At 63.5% G+C, this 18,746-nt stretch carries 16 protein-coding genes, 1 pseudogene and 1 CRISPR repeat array; of the genes and pseudogenes, 12 read left to right on the top strand and 5 right to left on the bottom strand.

The genetic code is table 11. The annotated features are described in order from the left end of the window. Positions 1-56: 56 nt before the first annotated feature. Positions 57-754: pseudogene (gene aqpZ / locus NCT32_RS00680) on the top strand (aquaporin Z). A 339-nt stretch (positions 755-1,093) separates the two neighbouring features. Then, complete coding sequence (locus NCT32_RS00675; protein WP_061116795.1) at positions 1,094-1,381, top strand: hypothetical protein; 288 nt, start codon at positions 1,094-1,096, stop codon at positions 1,379-1,381. 46 nt (positions 1,382-1,427) lie between these two features. On the opposite strand, the gene NCT32_RS00670 is transcribed toward NCT32_RS00675, so the two are convergent. Together NCT32_RS00670 and NCT32_RS00665 are read right to left on the bottom strand one after the other, a co-directional pair. Continuing rightward, positions 1,428-2,267: a Cof-type HAD-IIB family hydrolase gene (locus NCT32_RS00670; RefSeq protein WP_061116794.1), complete on the bottom strand. Its 840-nt coding sequence runs from the start codon at positions 2,265-2,267 to the stop codon at positions 1,428-1,430. A 33-nt stretch (positions 2,268-2,300) separates the two neighbouring features. Then, positions 2,301-3,218 carry a BadF/BadG/BcrA/BcrD ATPase family protein gene (locus tag NCT32_RS00665; protein ID WP_250476177.1) on the bottom strand — a complete coding sequence of 306 codons (918 nt, stop codon included), beginning with the start codon at positions 3,216-3,218 and terminating at the stop codon, positions 2,301-2,303. 114 nt (positions 3,219-3,332) lie between these two features. Here NCT32_RS00665 and NCT32_RS00660 point away from each other — a divergent pair, with 114 nt between their 5' ends. The 3 genes from NCT32_RS00660 (at position 3,333) to NCT32_RS00650 (ending at position 5,222) form a co-directional block, all read left to right on the top strand. Further along, on the top strand, positions 3,333-3,938 hold the full coding sequence (locus NCT32_RS00660) for a DNA-3-methyladenine glycosylase I (RefSeq protein ID WP_250476176.1): 606 nt from the start codon (positions 3,333-3,335) through the stop codon (positions 3,936-3,938). Between the two features lie 464 nt (positions 3,939-4,402). Next, positions 4,403-4,828, top strand: a complete 426-nt coding sequence (locus NCT32_RS00655) for a hypothetical protein (protein WP_061116938.1) — start codon at positions 4,403-4,405, stop codon at positions 4,826-4,828. A 16-nt stretch (positions 4,829-4,844) separates the two neighbouring features. After that, positions 4,845-5,222 carry a hypothetical protein gene (locus NCT32_RS00650; protein ID WP_250476175.1) on the top strand — a complete coding sequence of 126 codons (378 nt, stop codon included), beginning with the start codon at positions 4,845-4,847 and terminating at the stop codon, positions 5,220-5,222. Positions 5,223-5,336: 114 nt separating this feature from the next. On the opposite strand, the gene rpsU is transcribed toward NCT32_RS00650, so the two are convergent. Together rpsU and NCT32_RS00640 are read right to left on the bottom strand one after the other, a co-directional pair. Continuing rightward, positions 5,337-5,549: a 30S ribosomal protein S21 gene (gene rpsU / locus NCT32_RS00645; protein ID WP_008351904.1), complete on the bottom strand. Its 213-nt coding sequence runs from the start codon at positions 5,547-5,549 to the stop codon at positions 5,337-5,339. 348 nt (positions 5,550-5,897) lie between these two features. Beyond that, on the bottom strand, positions 5,898-6,848 hold the full coding sequence (locus NCT32_RS00640) for an aldo/keto reductase (protein WP_250476174.1): 951 nt from the start codon (positions 6,846-6,848) through the stop codon (positions 5,898-5,900). A gap of 245 nt (positions 6,849-7,093) precedes the next feature. Here NCT32_RS00640 and NCT32_RS00635 point away from each other — a divergent pair, with 245 nt between their 5' ends. From NCT32_RS00635 to NCT32_RS00605, 7 genes are all read left to right on the top strand, one after another. Beyond that, the gene (locus NCT32_RS00635; RefSeq protein ID WP_061116790.1) at positions 7,094-8,254 is read left to right on the top strand and encodes a flagellin; all 1,161 of its coding nucleotides are present in this window, start codon (positions 7,094-7,096) and stop codon (positions 8,252-8,254) included. 203 nt (positions 8,255-8,457) lie between these two features. Further along, complete coding sequence (gene fliD, locus NCT32_RS00630) at positions 8,458-10,020, top strand: flagellar filament capping protein FliD (protein ID WP_061116789.1); 1,563 nt, start codon at positions 8,458-8,460, stop codon at positions 10,018-10,020. A gap of 18 nt (positions 10,021-10,038) precedes the next feature. Continuing rightward, a complete protein-coding gene (locus NCT32_RS00625) occupies positions 10,039-10,338 on the top strand; it encodes a flagellar protein FliT (protein WP_061116788.1) in 300 nt (99 codons plus the stop codon). 263 nt (positions 10,339-10,601) lie between these two features. After that, a complete protein-coding gene (locus tag NCT32_RS00620) occupies positions 10,602-12,956 on the top strand; it encodes a tetratricopeptide repeat protein (protein ID WP_250476173.1) in 2,355 nt (784 codons plus the stop codon). A 2-nt stretch (positions 12,957-12,958) separates the two neighbouring features. Then, entirely contained in the window at positions 12,959-14,107 is a 1,149-nt protein-coding gene (gene vioA / locus NCT32_RS00615; protein ID WP_061116787.1) for a dTDP-4-amino-4,6-dideoxy-D-glucose aminotransferase VioA, read from the top strand. Between the two features lie 33 nt (positions 14,108-14,140). Continuing rightward, a complete protein-coding gene (locus NCT32_RS00610) occupies positions 14,141-15,262 on the top strand; it encodes a hypothetical protein (protein ID WP_250476172.1) in 1,122 nt (373 codons plus the stop codon). Continuing rightward, positions 15,259-16,110 (top strand): hypothetical protein, encoded by an 852-nt coding sequence (locus tag NCT32_RS00605; RefSeq protein ID WP_250476171.1) that lies wholly within the window; start codon positions 15,259-15,261, stop codon positions 16,108-16,110. The genes NCT32_RS00610 and NCT32_RS00605 overlap by 4 nt, the downstream gene beginning before the upstream one ends. A 311-nt stretch (positions 16,111-16,421) precedes the next feature. Further along, a CRISPR array of direct repeats spans positions 16,422-17,609; the repeat unit is 28 nt; unit sequence GGTCTATCTCCGCACACGCGGAGGAACC. Positions 17,610-17,688: 79 nt separating this feature from the next. Here the strand turns inward: NCT32_RS00605 and NCT32_RS00600 are convergent. Then, complete coding sequence (locus tag NCT32_RS00600) at positions 17,689-18,699, bottom strand: sodium:calcium antiporter (protein ID WP_061116783.1); 1,011 nt, start codon at positions 18,697-18,699, stop codon at positions 17,689-17,691. Positions 18,700-18,746: the final 47 nt, after the last annotated feature.

Below are 18,746 nucleotides of genomic sequence, written 5' to 3'. Positions count from 1 at the left end.
GCCACGCGTTCTTGTTTTAAATCAACGGCTTTTCATTCTTTCACGAAGGCAGAATCATGCATTTGTCGAAGCGTCTCGGCGCTGAAGTTTTCGGTACTTTCTGGCTCGTGCTGGGCGGCTGCGGAAGCGCCGTGCTCGCCGCTGCCTTTCCTCAACTCGGCATCGGTTTCGCCGGCGTTTCGCTGGCATTCGGTCTCACGGTGCTCACGATGGCCTACGCCATCGGTCACGTTTCCGGTTGCCACCTGAATCCGGCTGTGAGCATCGGTCTCGCGACGGCTGGCCGCTTCCCGGTGCGCGATCTCGTGCCGTACATCGCCGCGCAAGTGATCGGCGCGACGCTCGGCGCATGGGTCATCTACCTGATCGCCACGGGCAACCCGAACTTCGAATTCGCGTCGAGCGGATTTGCCGCGAATGGCTTCGGCGAACACTCGCCGGGTCATTTCTCGATGGCGGCGGCGCTGGTCTGCGAAGTCGCGATGACGTTCTTCTTCCTGTTCGTGATCCTCGGCGCCACCGACGACCGCGCGCCGAAAGGCTTCGCGCCGCTCGCGATCGGCCTGTGCCTGACGCTCATTCACCTGATTTCGATTCCGGTCACCAATACGTCGGTGAATCCGGCGCGCTCGTCGACCAGGCGTTCTTCGTCGGCGGCTGGGCGCTCGACCAACTGTGGCTGTTCTGGATCGCGCCGATCGTCGGTGCCATTCTCGCGGGCGTGCTTTATCCGGCTCTGACGCGCCAGAAATAAGCGTCGGCGGAAAAATCAGCAGTAAAGGAAAACGGGCGCGACAGGCGCCCGTTTTTGTTTTTGCGCCACGGCGCCCCTTCGAATGATTAAACGGGCGCGACAAATGTAATGCCGAATTACGCAGCCTGCTTATGAATTGTCTCGGCGCCCTTTTCGCCACGAAACAGGATGACGCGAAAGCGCCGCCCGGTAAGGCGTTCAGCGATATCGCCCGATCAAGTCCGCTTCCCGCGTCCCTTACGCCGCCCTTGCACACCGTAACAAGTCCTCGAAGCATGTAAGACGGCGGGCGCTTACATTGAACTCATGCGACACACGTCGCCTTAAAGGAGAAAGACAATGAAGCGCATCGTCACCCAAATGCTCGTCGCGACCGGCCTTGCAATCGGTGCTGTGGGAGCGGCTCAGGCTCATAGCGATCTGCACATCGGCGTTTCGCTCGGCGCGCCGGCTTACGTGGCGCCGGCTCCGGTGTACGTGCGTCCTGCGGTGCCGGCGTATGGCGCGCCGTACTATCGCCATGAAGCGCCGCGCTGGCACCGTGGCTACGACCACGACTATGGCCGCTATGACCGCGCCGGCTGGAACCACCGCGGCTACGGCAACAACTGGGGCCACCGCGGATAAGCGCAAAGCGCCGCCGGCGAACCCGGCGGCCCGGCGCCACGGACGCTCAGTCGGGCGTCTGTCCCGGCGACGCCAGCTCGTCGCGGATACTGAACAGCTTGCGCAAATGGTGCGCGACGCCGGCCTCGAAGTTGTTCCCGACGCGCGGCACGTTCGGCAGCCGCTTGATGAGATCGGGGTTCGCGTTGTTCATCATGAACGGATGCCCGGCAGTTTCGAGCAGGTCGATATCGTTCATGTTGTCGCCGAACGCGACGCACTGCGCGGTATCGACATCGAGCCGCTCCAGCACGAAACGCAGCGCCCGTCCTTTTGATACGTCCGACGTCATCACTTCGAGGCAATCCGGCAGCGAATACGTGACGTAGAGCGAGTCGCCGAATTCCCGCTCGAGATTCGCGGCGATTTCCTTCAGATCGGCCGGATCGCCGATATACAGCACTTTCGCGATGTTCTCGCCATCATGCTCGCGCAGATCCATCACCTCGTACTTGAAGCCTGAATCCTGGTGAAAGACCAGCAGTTCGGGCGCGTGGCGGTCGATGAGCCAGGCGTCGTCGGCGAACAGATTGACGATGACGCGCCCATGCGCGCCCGCGAGATCCGGCTGCACGAGTCGGCGCACGGCGGCGGGATCGAGGTCGCGCGAGTAGATGCGTTCGTCGCCGGGCGCATGCACGCGCGCACCGTTCGACGTGATCAGATAGGCGTCGACGCCGAGCAGATCGCGAATGCCTGCGACGTCGCGGTAGTGCCGGCCCGTCGCGATGATGATGGGCACACCGCGCGCCGCCAGCGTGCGCACGGTTTCAGCGGTGAAGGGGTCCAGCTGATGGTCGCTGTTGAGAAGCGTACCGTCGAGATCAGTAGCGATGACCGAGTACATGACTGCCTTTGTGGTGCCGCAAAGCTCAGTATTTTATCGCGCCGGTCTGCAGGCAGCCCCGAATGCGGACGCCGCGCGCCGCGCCAGTTCGAGCGCGCCCGCCGCCGAATCCGCGCGCGGCGCTCGTACCCGTTCCCGCAACGCGGCCGGCACGAACGGCTCGTACGGCACGGCAAGTCCGCCGCACAACGCGACTGGCAACGCGCCCGACTTATCCAGCGCCGAGACCAGACGCTCTATTTCGAGTGCCGCGCGTTTGAGCAGCCGCGCCGCGACCGGATGATCGTGGAACTCGAACACGGTCGGCGCGAGCGTCGCGTAGGCGGTCTGGTTCGCGGCGCAGAGCCACACGACGAGACTGTCGCGATCCGTCGCGCCGGTGCGCGCGAGCAGCGCACGCGACCATTCGTCTTCCGCCGCGCGTCCATCGAGCACGCGCTGAAGATGAACGACCGCGCGCAAACCAAGCCACGCGCCGCTGGCTTCATCGCCGCTCGGGAAGCCGTAGCCGCCCGCGATGCGGCAAACGCCCGCCTCGTCCAGCGACGCCGCGATGCTGCCCGTGCCGAGCGCGACGATCACGCCGGATTTGCCGCCGTGCGCGCCGAGCACGGTCGTGTAGGCGTCGCTTTCGACGCTCAGCGCGCGCACGTCCGGCGCGCACGCATGAAACGCCGCGAGCCAGTCCGCGTTGTTCACACCCGCGAGTCCGCAGCCGAGCACGCAGTTGCGCCAGTCGAAGGGCAGCGCCGCGGCGTCGAACACGCGCCGGCACGCATCGCCGATGGATTGCCAGGCGCGTTCGACCCCAAGCCCGAGACCCGAAGGCCCGCCGCTCGCGCGGGCGAGTTCGGTGCCTTGCGCGTCTGCGAGGACCACGCGCGTTCCGCTTCCGCCGCCGTCGATGCCGAGCAGGAAGCCTTTGAATTCCGATGTCGAAGATGTAGTCATGCGCGCAAGCTTACCGGTGGCCACGGCGCGCGCCAATCGGCCGAATGGCATAGATGGCGCGGCGCGAACGTTCGGCTATGCTGGCGCGATCCAGAACAATGACGAGGACTCGCAATGGCAGACACCGATCACATCCGCTGCGCCTGGGCCACGACCGACGCGATGATCCAGTACCACGACGACGAATGGGGCGTGCCCTCGCGCGACGATCAGCATCTGTTCGAAATGCTCGTGCTGGAAGGCGCGCAAGCCGGCCTTTCCTGGTCGACGATCCTCAACAAGCGCGAAGGTTATCGGGCGCTCTTCGCGGCGTTCGACATCGACGAGGTGGCGCGCTTCACCGAGAAGGACATCGAGCGGATCGTGCAGGATGCGCGGGTCGTGCGTAACCGGGCGAAGATCGAATCGGCGGTGCTCAATGCGCGGGCCGTGCAACAGATCCAGCAGGAACACGGCTCGTTTGCAGACTTCGTCTGGTCATTCGTCGACGGCAAAACCATCGACACGCCGCGCGATGCCGCGAACCCCACGCCCGCGTCCACGCCTGAATCGGATGCATTGAGCAAGGCGCTCAAGAAGTACGGCTGCAAGTTCGTCGGCACGACCATTTGCTACGCCTTCATGCAGGCCACGGGCATGGTCAACGATCACGCCGCGAGTTGCCTTTCGCGAGGAAAACCCAAGACCAAACGGAAGGTCGTGGCCAAATCCGCACATTGAGGCAATTCCTATGCGGAAAATTTTTGCTTTTTGACAACATATTTGAGCACAGCACGCACACATAAGGGTAAATCCTGATGGAAGGCGATTTTTTTGCAGTGAAGCACGCGCAATCGCCCGAACTGCAAGGATTTTGGCCGGGTTTTCCGCACTGCACGAACGTGCGGCCCGTGTAAAAATGGCGTCCTCGCGTGCGCTGGCGCACCTTTTTACCGGATCGAACCGTTATAACTGACGGTGCACGGACCGTTCACTGAGTGTAGAAATCCGACGCGAGCACACGGGGCCTTGTGAGACCGCAGGCCCAGGCCGGGAAACCGCCATGCTCGAGGCAGTGTCCGGGCGGCGAAGCGTTGATTCAGGTTGCATCACTTTCGCAACGACGCCGCCGCATTCGGAAAGCAGGTGCAGGTTCTCGAATACATAACGCTTGGCCGCTGCGCAGGGGCGCAGGGGAGATGATCATGAAAAGCTTGAACTTCCTGACCCATCAGGAGATTTTCAACGGCGCGGTACAGCATCTTTTCGTGCAAGGGCAAGCGGCTCTGCTGCCGCGCGGCGGCGGCGCGTATCGCGGATATTGCGGCGGCTGTCCTGTCGGGAGCTTCATCAAGCCGCGCGACTACATCACCGCGATGGAAGGCGTGCCCATTCGCTACATCGCGAAGCCGCCCGAGCAGGTGCCGGCGTACATGGATGTCGGCGTCGCGGCGCTCAGGCGCGCGCTCCTTCGTGCGCGCATCAACGTGTTCGATCCCAACACCGTCGAATTGCTCTCCTGCCTGCAGAACGTGCATGACGTCTTCGGCAGATGGGAATGGCGCGAACGTCTGACATCGATCGCGCGTCAGTTCGGGCTGTCCGCCGAACTTCTCAAAACGGCTGCGTGATATTGCAGGTGCTGTGATGTTGAGCCCTATTACGATGTTGAGCCTGAAGGAGATTTACGAGCGCGTCAGCGAGCACTTGCTGACGCAGCGTGCGGTGTCCGAAGACGACAACGGGTCGTGCCGGCTCCGAAGTCCGGAAGGCCGCAAGTGCGCGATCGGCTCGCTCGTGCGCGACGATCTGTATGAGCCGGAGCTGGAAGGCGTCGGGATCTCGTACTATCGGCACGCGCGCGACGGCGAGCTGCTGCGCGCGCTGTACGCATCGAACGTGAATGCCTACGATCCGAACGTCATCGATCTGCTGATCGAGCTGGAGGAAGTGCACGATTACGCCGATATCTCCGATTGGCCGGATCAGCTCGCGGCGCTCGGAAAGCGTCACGCGTTCGTGTGACGCCTGCAATCCTGTAGTTCGAGGCACAAACAAAACGGCGGTGCGCCCTTACGGGTCGCACCGCCGTTTTGCCATGCGGGTGAGGACCCGAAAATCCTCGCCCACGAAAGACGCTTAGTGCATCTTCTTCGGCAGCATCTGGCTGCGCAGGCGCTTGCGCAGGCGCGCGACAGCGGCGGCCTTCTTGCGCTTGCGCTCGGTGGTCGGCTTTTCGTACGACTGGCGCTCGCGCAGTTCGGCGATCAGGCCATTGCGCTCGATGGTGCGGCGGAAACGCCGAATCGCGACATCGAACGGCTCGTTTTCTTTGAGGACGATAGTGGTCATGTAAATCCTGAGTTTGCTAAACGTATTTTCAAGCGCGCGACGTTACGAGCTGCCGCGCCCCGGCACTCCGATCGTCCGCCGGACACGAAACGGCGCGACGGACACGAGCAAAGCGGCCACGGAGGCCGGAAAAGAGAGCGTTGGGATTCAGCCGCGGAAGCGGCATGCGCTTTCGAAAGAACCACACGAAGGCGCGTTTCGGAGCCGTTCGCCGCTGCTCGTTGACGTTGTCATTTTCAGAGGCGAAGGCAGGAAATCGGGCACATTTCTCGATTCGGGCGCGATGTTACCAGAACACCGCGCCACTGCCAACTCCCCCGATCCATCCAACTCATTGATGCAACAGATTTATTTCTGCCACGCGCTGGCTTCGTCGAGGAGCTGGATGTCGTCGGCGGCGAGTCGCAGGCGCGTCGCGGCGGCGAGGCTTTCCAGTTGCGCGACCGACGTGGCGCTGGCGATCGGCGCCGTCACGCTCGGGCGCGCGATCATCCATGCGAGCGCGACGGTCGCGGGCGTCGTGTCGTTGCGCTTCGCGACTTCGTCGAGCGCATCGAGAATCCTGAAGCCGCGCGGGTTCAGATATTTTTCGACGCGCGAGCCGCGTGTCTTGTGCAGCGTGTCTTCCTTCGACCGGTACTTGCCCGACAGAAAGCCGCTCGCAAGCGCGTAGTACGGCACGACCGCGATCTTGTGCCGTGTCGCCACCGGCTCCAGACCGGTTTCGTAGTCTTCGCGATCGTAGAGGTTGTATTCGGGCTGAAGGATCTGATAGGCCGGCAAGCCCGACTCCTTCGCGAGGTTCAACGCCGCGTCCAGCCGCTCGCCCGAGTAGTTCGACGCGCCGATCACCCTCACCTTTCCCGCCTTGATGAGCTGCTGATACGCGGCGAGCGTTTCATCGAGCGGCGTGTTCTCGTCGTCGTAATGAGAGAAGTAGACGTCGATGTAATCGGTCTTCAGGCGCCTCAGCGAATCGTCGACGGCCGCCGCGATGTTGGCCGCCGTCAGCCCGGCGCGCGTGGAGAGCTTGCCCACTTTCGTCGCGAGCACGACTTTGTGACGCTTGCCGCTTTCCTTGAACCACTTGCCGATGATCGTCTCCGATTCGCCGCCCTGGTGGCCGTCCACCCAGGCGGAATAGACGTCGGCGGTGTCGATGAAATTCAGGCCGTGATCGACGAACGCGTCGAGGATCGAGAACGACGTGCGCTCGTCGGCGGTCCAGCCGAACACGTTGCCGCCGAAGACGAGCGGCGCGACTTTCAGTTCCGATGTGCCGATGCTGCGTGTCTGCATGTGTGCTCCGAATGCGCGAAAAGGACGGACGAAAAAGGATACGCGGGAAAGCGGTGCCTTGCCCGGCGAGCTTCCGCAGGCTTACGAACGCATTCATTACACAAATCGTTTGCGCGGGGCCTTAAGTTTTTTTCGAGGGGCCCGATAACCACAAGTAGGCGGCCGGCTATCACCGAGCGCAGGACCGCCAGGCAACACTCGGTGCCAAAGCCAAAGCCATACAAAGTCTCCCAGGAGAGCAAAAAATGATCGGTATCAATAGCAATATCAACTCGCTGGTTGCCCAGCAGAACCTCAACAGCACGCAGAGCGCGCTGTCGTCGGCCATCACCCGCCTGTCGTCGGGCAAGCGCATCAACAGCGCTGCTGACGATGCTGCCGGCCTCGCGATCTCGAACCGGATGCAAACGCAGATCAACGGCCTGAACCAGGGCGTTTCGAACGCGAACGACGGTGTGTCGATTGCGCAAACGGCTTCGAGCGCGCTCTCGTCGATGACCTCCAGCCTGCAGCGTATCCGTACGCTGGCCGTGCAAGCCGCCAGCGGTTCGCTCTCGTCGAGCGACCAGGCTTCGCTGCAGAAGGAAGTGTCGCAGCAGATCGCTGAAGTGAACCGTATCGCTTCGCAGACGACGTACAACGGCCGGAACATTCTGGACGGCTCCGCTGGCAGCCTGAGCTTCCAGGTCGGCGCGAACGTCGGTCAGACGATCAACCTGGACCTGAGCCAGGACATGGGCGCGAATTCGCTCGGCGGCGGCATGGTTCAGAAGGGCAACACGCTCGGCACGTTCTCGAACCTGTCGCTGACGACGGGCGGCGGCTACACGTCTTCCGGCGCGGCGATCACCTCGATCAACGTGCTGTCGGACGGCAAGGGCGGCTTCACGTTCACCGACCAGAACAACGTCGCGCTGAACTCGACCGCTGTCTCGGCCATCTTCGGCACGGGCACCGCGGGCACGGGCACGGCTGCAGCGCCGCATGAAAACACGCTGTCGTTCAGCTCGGGCGTCGCCGGTTCGATGGGCGCGGCCGTGAGCTCCGCGATCGCCGACCTGACGAAGTCGATCAACAAGATCAACACGCCGGACACGGTGGCGAACCTCGACATCAGCACGACGACGGGTGCCAACGTCGCGCTGGTCTCGATCGACAACGCGCTGCAGACGCTCAACAACGTCCAGGCGACGCTGGGTGCCGCCCAGAACCGTCTGAGCGCAATCGCGTCGTCGCAGCAGGCTGAATCGACCGATCTGTCGTCGGCTCAATCGCAGATCACCGACGCGAACTTCGCGCAGGAAACGGCGAACCTCAGCAAGGCGCAGGTGCTGCAACAGGCTGGTATCTCGGTGCTCGCGCAAGCGAACTCGCTGCCGCAGCAAGTTCTGAAGCTCCTCGGCTAAGCAATCCGCCCAGGCAGCACCCGACGCCGGATCTTCGATTTCGAAGATCCGGCGTCGGGCCGTCACGGCGACGAAGCCGCGTTTCGACCGCTTGCGTGTGCGCCCGTACTCACGAACGCACACGCAAGAGGTTGTTTCCCGCAACGAGCAGTTGACTGCGATCACGCGCATTCAATCGACAGCGCGATACACGGAGTTACCCGATGTCCACGATCAGTACGACCACCACGGCGGCGACCGCCGCGCAGACCCAGGCGGCTGCAAACGCGGCGCTTGCCGAAGCAGCGCAATCCATCATCAGCGGCGCGACCGGTAACTCGTCGATGGATGTCAATTCGCTTGTCACGGCGATGGTGAACGCGAAAACGGCCGGCCAAAGCGCATCCCTGGCCGCCGCGCAAACGAACGACAACACGAAGCTTTCGGCGATCGGCACGCTGTCGTCGGCGCTTTCGACGCTTCAGACCACGATGACGAGCCTGACCGACGGTTCGCTGATGTCGACGTTCACGACCAACGTGACCGGCACGGGCATCACCGCGACGGGCGCCACCGGCGCCGTGGCAGGCAGCTACGACGTGACGGTCTCGCAGATCGCGAAGGCGCAATCGCTGACCTCGACCGGCTTCACGACGGACAAGCACCTCGGCACCGGCACGATGCAGATCACCGTCGGCTCCAAGTCGATGTCGATCAACATCACGAGCAGCAACAACACGCTCTCGGGCATCGCCGCCGCCATCAACAACGCGTCGGGCAACCCGGGCGTGAGCGCGACCATCGTGACGGGCACCGACGGCCAGCACCTCGTGCTCAACTCCACGACGACGGGCGCCTCGAACGTCATCTCGACCACGATCAGCGGCGCGGCGGACGGCAGCGACCTGAACAAGCTCGCGGTCTCATCGACGGCCGGGCAGAACGGCGCGGCTTCCACGATCTCGGACGCATCCGTCAGCAACGGCTGGTCTCAAAGCGCCTCCGCGCAGGACGCGATGTACAAGGTCGGCGGCGTCTCGGGCACGAGCTCGAGCAATACGGTCACGAGCGCGATCAAGGGCGTGACGCTTAACCTCACGTCGGCGGCCGTGACGACGCCCGCGAGCACGCAGACGGTAACCGTCACGCAGGACACGTCGTCGATTTCGAGCGCGATCTCGAACTTCGTCAACCTGTACAACACGGTCGTCTCGACGATCAGCTCCTATACCTCGTTCGACAGCACCGCGTCGGTCGGCTCGCAGGGCGGCGTGCTGCTCGGCAACTCCGCGGTCAACACGATCAAGAACCAGCTTTCCGCGATCATCGGCAGCGCGGTCGGCAAAGGCAGCGGCTCGATCTCGCTGGCGTCGCTCGGCATCAACCAGGTTTCGTCGCTCGATGCAACAGCGGAGCAGCCGGCCGGCACCCTGACCATCGACACCGACAAGCTCAACAGCGCGCTGACGAACAATGCGACCGGCGTGTCGCAGCTCTTCAACGCGATCAACGGCGTCGGTGCGCAGTTGACCGACAAGATCACGAGCTATCTCGGACCGAACGGCCTGCTCACGTCCGAGACCGACTCGATCAACAAGGATCTCGCCAACATCTCGACGCAGCAGACGACGTTGACCAACTATGCGGCGCAACTCACGTCGGACTACAACGCGCAGTTCACGGCGCTCAATACGCTGATGGCGAACATGAACCAGAACACGCAGTACCTGACGGCGCTTTTCGGCGGCACGAACAGCGCGGGCGCCATGGCGACCAACAAGTCCTAAGACCCGGGAACCGACACGATGAACCAGGATGCACTCGTCGAACAACTGTTCGCACTGACGAAGGACATGGAGGCGGCGGCCACGCTCGCGGACTGGCCGCGCGCAGCGGAACTCGATGCCGCGCGCACGCCGCTCTTGCGTGCGCTGACGCGCGAGCAGGGCCCGCAGGCGCTCGCGAAGATCAGGGAGATTCAAGGCATCGACGCCGCTGTGCTCGCGCACGCGAGTGCAATCCGCACCGGACTCGCCACCGAATATCACGCGGCGATGACGCGCGTGAATGCGGCAAACCGTTATCAGCAAGGCGCACGGTTCTAGACGTCACCGCGCATCGTTTTGTTTCCGCCGTGCCCGCTTCATGCGGGCATTTTTACGCCCCGACGATGCACGCGGCTGCGGCCGTGACGGCGATTGCGCCGCCTCCTTCGGGGACGACCTGCCCGTGCCCGCGCCGCGGCAGCGCCGTCAACGCCCCCGCCGACGATCCGCTGAATTGCGGCGGCTTTCGGGTTCATCTCCGCGCTTCGGTTTGGCGACCTCGCTTGGATAATCAGTTCAATCGCAAGGAGCACGCCCAGACCATGAGCATTTCCACACCGCTTCCGGACGCCACGACGCTGACGCCGGAGCAACAGTTCGAGCAGGACATCGCGACCGTGCTGCAGTCGGCGCTGGAGCAGCATCACGCCGGCAATCATGCCGACGCCGAAGCGCTCTATCGCGCGATTCTCGACCACAAGCCGGATCACGCGGACGTGCTGTATAACCTCGCGGTCCTGCTCGTCCAGACGCAGCGCCCGGGCGACGCCGTGCCGCTGTTCGAGACGGTGCTCGGCCTGCGCCCGGACAACGGCCAATACTGGGTCTCGTATATCGACGCGCTCGCGCGCACTAATCAGAGTCAGGCTGCCTGGTTCGCCGTGGAAATGGCGCAGCAGCGCGGCGTGCGCGGTCCGGCGATGGACGGCCTGATCGAGCGCCTGTCGCATCCCTTGGGCTACGCGGCGGCCGTGCTCGCCGAGGCCGCGCATCTCGCGCGCCTCGCGCCCAAGACCGTCGATGACGCCGTAGGCGACGCAGCGCAAACGCCCGCCGGCAAGCGCGGCAATCCGACGCCGCAGGACATGAACCAGTTTGCGTCGCTTTACAACAAGGGCCGCCACGAAGAAGCGATCAAGCTGGCGCGCGGACTCGTCGAGCGTTATCCGCATCACGTCGCCGCGCAGCGCTCGCTCGCTCTGGCGCTCTACGCCAACGGCCGCTACGTCGAAGCCATCGAGCCGCTCACCCGCACCGTCGAACTGGAGGTGACGGACCAGCATTCACGCATGCTGCTCGCGAGCGCGCTGCAGGTTCGCGGCGACAATGTCGGCGCCGAACGCGAGTGCCGCCTGGTGATCGCGCGCGACCCGAACCACGCCGAAGCGCATCGCGTGCTCGGCGTGTCCCTGTCGGCGATGCGCCGCCACGGCGAAGCCATCGAAGTGTGCGAGCGGGCGATCTCACTGGCCCCGAAGAACGCCGACATGCACAGCGCCCTCGGCGTCGTGCTGCTCGACGACGGTCAGATCGCACGTGCCGAAGACGGCTTCCGCAAGGCGCTCGAGTACAACCCGAACGACTTCATTTCGCACAGCAACCTGCTGTTCTGCCTCACGCACCGAACCGATCTGACGCCCGTCGAACTCTTCGACGAACATCGCGAATTCGACCGCCGTCATGGCGATCCCGCGCGCCGCCTGTGGCGTCCGCATACGAACGCGAAGGATCCGCACAAGACGCTGCGCGTCGGCCTCGTGTCCGGCGACTTGTTCCGCCATGCCGTCGCCTCGTTCCTCGAACCGGTGCTGGCACTGCTCGCGAAAGACCCGAGCCTCGAGATTCACGTGTACAGCACCCATGCGCGCGAGGATTCGACGACCCAGCGTCTGCGTGGACATGCGCCGCGCTGGAACGTGATCTCGGGCGTCTCGGACGACGCGTTCGTGGAAAAAGTGCGCGCCGACGGCATCGATATCCTGATCGACCTGTCGGGGCATACCGGCCGTAACCGCCTGCGCGCCTTCGCGCGCAAGCCCGCACCGGTCCAGGCATCGTGGATCGGCTATCCGCAGACGACGGGCGTCGGCGCCATCGACTACTACTTCGCGAACCGCACGCCGCACTTCGCGCCGATCGACGACCAGTTCGTCGAGAAACTCGCCTTTCTGCCGGCGGCCGCGCCGTTCCTGCCCGACCCGAATTCGCCGCCCGTCAATCTGCTGCCCGCGCTCCACAAGGGCTTCGTCACCTTCGGCAGCTTCAACCGTGTGTCTAAGTTGCGCCGCGAGGTGATCGCGCTGTGGGCGCGCGTGCTGCATGCCGTGCCGGACTCGAAGATGCTGATGGGCGCAATGCCCGACGACAGCGCCGTCGCCGAACTGAGCAAGTGGTTTGCGGAGGAAGGCATCGGCGCGAACCGGCTGTCGCTGCACAAGCGCTCGAATGTGTCGGTGTATCTGCAGCAGCACCATCAGGTCGATCTGTGTCTCGACACGTTCCCGTACGCGGGCGGCACGACGACGCTGCATGCGCTGTGGATGGGCGTGCCGACCCTGACGCTGCTCGGCGACACGATGCCGGGCCGCGCGGGCGGCACCCTGATGAGCCAGGTCGGACTGGACGCGTTTATCGCACGCGACAAGGACGAATTCGTCGCGAAGAGCGTCGCATACGCGAGCGATGTCGACGCGCTCGCCGCCCTGCGCACCGGCATGCGCGAGCGCTGCTCGCAATCCGCGCGCTTTTGTCCGGACGTGATCGCGACGAGCATGAGCCATGCGCTTCGTCACATGTGGCAGCGCTGGTGCGCCGGCCTGCCCGCCGCATCCTTCGATACCGAACTTCTCGCCGCCGCGCCCGCCGCAGCGACTTCAGCAGCCACCACGCAAGGTTGATCATGAGCGCCATTCCTCTCTTTCGCGAGCAACCCGCCGTCGATGAACGCATCTTCGTCACGCAGCCGCACCTGCCGCCGCTCGAAGAATTCGTTCCGTACCTCGAGAAGATCTGGGAAAACAAGACGCTGACCAATGGCGGCCCGTTTCATCAGCAACTCGAAAAGGCGCTGTGCGAATACCTCGGCGTCCAGCACCTCGCGCTGTTTTCGAACGGCACGATGGGTCTCGTCACCGCGTTGCAGGCGCTGCGCATCACGGGCGAAGTGATCACGACGCCGTATTCTTTCGTCGCGACCGCGCATTCGCTGCTGTGGAACGGCATCAAGCCGGTGTTCGTCGACGTGGACCCGCTCACGCTGAATCTCGATCCGCGCCAGATCGAAGCCGCCATCACGCCGCAGACCACCGCGATCATGCCGGTGCACTGCTACGGCCAGCCGTGCGACGTCGAAGCGATCCAGGCCATCGCCGACAACTACAACCTGAAGGTGATCTACGACGCCGCGCACGCGTTCGGCGTGCGCAACGAGGCGGGCAGTATCCTGACGCACGGCGACCTGTCGGTGCTGAGCTTCCACGCGACAAAAGTCTTCAATACGTTCGAGGGCGGCGCGATCGTCTGTCCGGATGCGAAGGTCAAGCAGCGGATCGATCATCTGAAGAACTTCGGCTTCGTCAACGAGACGACCGTGGTCGCGGCCGGCATCAACGGCAAGATGAGCGAGATCAATGCCGCGTTCGGCCTGCTCCAGCTCCAGCACATCGACCGCGCGCTGGCGCGCCGTCAGGAGATCGACGCGCTGTATCGCACGTTGCTCGCCGATGTCGACGGTATCGTGCCGCTGCCCGGCCTGGCGGCCGGCACGACGAATCACTCGTATTTCCCCGTGCTTGTGGAAGGCGACTACAAGTTGACGCGCGATGCGTTGTACCAGCGCCTGCGCGATCACGACATCTTCGGTCGCCGCTACTTCTATCCGCTTATTTCGGATTTCCCGATGTATCGCGGCCTGCCCTCGGCTCAACCGAGCCGTCTGCCGCACGCACAGGAAGCATCGCGCAAGGTGTTGTGCCTGCCGATCTATCCGGCGCTCGCGGACCGTGATGTGGAGCGGGTCGTGGACGTGATCCGCAAGGGCAACGCGTAAGGCGCAATGGTTCGACGCATGCGGGATCGACCTATGCACGTCTTTCTTCTCTTCAGCGGCACCAACGAACGCGCCGTGCTCGCGCTGCTGCGCGCGATCGGCAAGCTCGGGCAACGGGCGGCGGTGGTCGCGCGTTCTGCCGCAGATCCGGTTCTTTCGAGCGCGTATCGCGAACTCGTGGTCGCCGTGCGTGAAAGCGATGCGCTCTCGGTGCCGCTTCTGAGCGGTTATATCGAGCAGGCGAAGGCCAGGCATCGCGCCGACCGGGTGACGCTCGTGCCGATCTCCGAATTTTTCAACACCTTCCTTCTGAATCACAAGGAAGCGCTGGAATCGATCGATGGCGTGCGCGTGCCGCTCGTCGATTCGTCGCTCTACGCGAAACTCACCAACAAGGCGAGCGCGACCGAATTCTTCGCGCGCGCCGGTGTCGCGTCACCGCCCGAGTATGCGGGCATCGACGATGCCGTGGTGCCGTTCGTCGCCAAGCCGAAATGCAATGTCGAGGGCCGGCGGGTGCTTTATCCGGTGCTCGTGAAGAGCGACGCGGACCTCGCCGCCTTCAAAGCGGCGGAGGATCCGTCGCACTACTTCTTCCAGCACTTCGTGACGGGACGCAGCTTCTATCTGCTCGCCTACTTCGCGCGCACGGGCGAGGTCTTCTGCTCATCGCAGGAGAACCTCGCGCAACAGCCGGGCGGCAAGTCGATCGTGCTCGCCCGTACCGCCGATTTTCACGAGAGCGCCGCCGGCGTCAGGCTTCGGCAAACGCTTTCGCAATGCGGCTATTTCGGCTTCGCGATGATCGAATGCATCGTCGGCGAGGACGGCGCGTACTTCATCGAAATGAATCCCCGTCCCTGGGGCCCGCTCGACCTGTGCCTGAACCACGACTGCGGCATCGTCGAAGCCTTCGTGGGCGACTGGGCGACAGAAGATGCAAGCGCCTATCAAAGCCGGCGCCTCTCGCGGGCACGCAACGCCACCTACCTCTGGACGGGCGGCATCGTGAACACGTGGCGCCGGCGCCGGACGATCGTACATCGCTATGGCAGCGAGATGCGCCTCGCGGGCGCTGCGCTGCGCGCTCTGGCGGGCGACGTCTATCTCGCGAGCGATAGCTGGCGAATCTTTTACAAGGAACTATGGAAATGACCTCTGGCACGATCGCAGTCAAGGAGCGGCTTGCTCGACTTTACGGCGAAGTCTCCAAGCACTCGGGGTATCAGACGATCCCCGACTTCGTCGCGAGCACGCTCGGCTATCAGGAGACCATCCAGAGCCAGTGGCGCGGCGACCGTAACCGTCTGGACTGGATCCTCGCGCATCGCGCGCCTCGGGCCGGCGAACGCTGGGCCGACTTCGGCGCGAACACCGGCTTCTTCACGTACACGATCGCGCATGCATATCCGGATGCGCGTGTGACGGCGATCGAAGCGAACGCCGAACATGCGAAGTTCCTGGGCGAACTCGGCGATGCCTTTTCGATCGGCAATGTCGATGTGCATCACGAGGCGCTTCCGTTCGACGGTCTCGACAAGCTGTCGGACATCGACGTGCTTCTGCACTTGAACGTGCTGCATCACGCGGGCGCGGACTTCGACCGGGAGCATGTGACTGGCGCGCATGACTTTCCTGCGTATGCGGTTGCTTATCTGAAGAAGCTTCGCAGCGCGGCGCGCTCGCTCGTGTTTCAGCTCGGTTGCAACTTGTGGGGTGACAAGTCGCATCCGCTGCAGCCGGGCGCGACGGATGCCGAGCGTCTCGCCTATGTATCGAAGCTGCTGACCGATGCCGGCTGGCGCATTCGCGATGTGGCTTATGCGAGAAAGACACCGGACGCGCCGATCGCTTATGCCGATCTCGGCAAGGACGTCATCGAGGCGCTCAACGGGGAGCATGGAGAACGCGAACTGCGACTCTTCGCCGACGCGCTCGCGCCGTACGCGCTGGATCAGCACATCGGCGAGTTTTATCGGCGCGCGATCTACATCGTCGACTGACGGACGGCAAGGTTTCGCTAAAGTTAGCGCCTCGCGTGCCGATAATCTGAACAAGAACAACAAGAAAGACGCGCTGATGTTTTGGCGCGCTGCTTCGCTCTTCGATGCCCGCTTCGGCGGGCATTTTGTTTTTTGGGGTCCGCAGGGGCCGGGGATGGTCCTTGACGGTGGTCCTGGCGAGTTCCTCGCCGGGTCTGTCTCCGCGTTCGCGGAGGAGCCTGCGGCAGATGCAGTCGCCGCGGCCGCGATTGGGTGTATCTCTGTGTATGCGGAGGAAGCCGTTCGAGATTTGCGGCAAATGAGCGTGATTAGGTCTATCTCCGCACGCGCGGAGGAACTGCCATCGCGTCACTGTTTGCCGCCGGCGCGTAGGGTCTATCTCCGCACGCGCGGAGGAACCAAATTGACATTTGCTATTGTCATGACCGATAGCGGGTCTATCTCCGCACACCCGGAGGAACCACGCCCGGTTTTTTCAGCGTCACCGTCAGGCCGGGTCTATCTCCGCACACGCGGAGGAACCGGTGCTGATCTTCCAATGAAACAGGCTAACTAAGGTCTATCTCCGCACACGCGGAGGAACCTCATCGTCTCCGTGAGGTAATCGCCTGAGGCTGGGTCTATCTCCGCACACGCGGAGGAACCCTTCAGCATACCGGCCCGGTCTCGGTAAAGCAGGGTCTATCTCCGCACACGCGGAGGAACCCGTTCTGTCCATGCTTTTGCTTCTCGCCAGTCGGGTCTATCTCCGCACACGCGGAGGAACCTGGTTCCGCAAACTAAAGACAGCCTGGCATCACGGTCTATCTCCGCACACGCGGAGGAACCACGACGATCGGGCCGATCAACTCGGCGATCATGGGTCTATCTCCGCACACGCGGAGGAACCCGTGTGGTAGGCAACCGGGCGATCAGTCAGTGGGGTCTATCTCCGCACACGCGGATGAACCAGCACAATTTGCCATGAGATCGGTCATCTCGTGGGTCTATCTCCGCACACGCGGAGGAACCTCGGCGCCGGTGAAGACTGCATTGAGCGGCGCGGGTCTATCTCCGCACACGCGGAGGAACCGTGCCGGGGCGATTTTGTCGATCTGCTCGCTGGGGTCTATCTCCGCACACGCGGAGGAACCCAGTAGGGTGGGCTCGTGACGATCGTCTGCACCGGTCTATCTCCACACACGCGGAGGAACCCGGCCCAGGCATTCGAGGCCGGGCGCGCGGCTGGGTCTATCTCCACACACGCGGAGGAACCTCCTCCACGTACTCCACCGCCTGTCGATACGCGGGTCTATCTCCACACACGCGGAGGAACCGGTGCGGTCGGCCAATCGAACGGGGAGAAGACGGGTCTATCTCCACACACGCGGAGGAACCCGACGACTGCACCGCCGCGCAAATCCATCAGCGGGTCTATCTCCACACACGCGGAGGAACCTCGCCCGCTTCTGCTCGATGTTCACGCCGCCGCGGTCTATCTCCACACACGCGGAGGAACCCCTCGATCATAACCGCATGACCCGAAAGGAAAAACCCGAAAACTCCCATCCGCGCGCGCATCGCCGAAAGACACGAACATCAGCGCCCAAGCGTCAGCACGAGATACGCCGCATACAGCACCCCATTGCCGAGCAACGCCCACAACACCACCCCATTCTCCTTCGCATTGAACCGCAGCCACGCCGCCGCCGCGAGCGTGATCAGCACACCAGTCAGCACTTCGACCCGCGGCTCCCACGGCGTCAGCATGATGCCGATTCCCGGCAGCAACGTCCCTTGAAACACCATCGCCCCGGTGATGTTGCCGAACGCGAGCGTGTCTTTCCCTCTGCGCGCCCAGAGAATGCTGTTCACCTTCTCGGGCAATTCCGTGGCAATCGGAATGATGATGAGCGACAGCAACAGCGGTGAAATCCCCAACGCATGCGACACGCCTTCAACGCCGTGAATGAACCCTTTCGCGCCGCCGACGAGCAACACGATACCGACGAGAAACTGCAGCATGATCGTGCCGAATGTCGTCTTCAGCCCGGCACGCGACACGAACAGCGCCTCAGGCGCTTCCGTCCCATGCCCGCCCTCGACGAGCTTCGCCGAAGCCCTGAACGTCGAAATCACATAAACGACGTACACCCCGACCAGACCCGCCGCAAACACCGCACGCACCTGCCACGCGTGATGCGGCACGAACATCGCGGCGCACGCAATCAGGAAGGCGAACAAAAAGAAGTTGAGATCGCGCGTGAACCCGCTGCGCTCCGGCGTGATCCGCCCGCGCAAGCCGCGCGACTTGAGAATCGCGACCGTCATCAGGCAAGTGGAAAGCGTCGCGAGCATGAGCGGTGCGCCGAGAATCGCGCCGACGCCGATCTCTTCATTGATCGCACGGCTCGGTGTGCCGCCGAGCAGCGCGATGATAGGCACCGTCGTTTCCGGCAACGCCGTGCCGACCGCCGCGAACAGCGACCCGGTCACGCCTTCGGATATACCGAGCCGTTCGCCCAGATGTTCGAGCGCGTTCGTGAATAGCTCTGACGCGATCAGAATGATCGCAAGCATCAACGCGAGTTCGAGGAAGAGCATCGTCATGCGGCACCTCGCATCGAACTATGCGAAAAGCGCGCAAGCGTGCGCGA

The organism is Caballeronia sp. INML2 (assembly GCF_023631365.1).
GTDB lineage: Bacteria > Pseudomonadota > Gammaproteobacteria > Burkholderiales > Burkholderiaceae > Caballeronia > Caballeronia turbans.
Note: the sequence above shows the minus strand (reverse complement) of the source record. Positions and strands in the feature narration are given on the sequence as shown.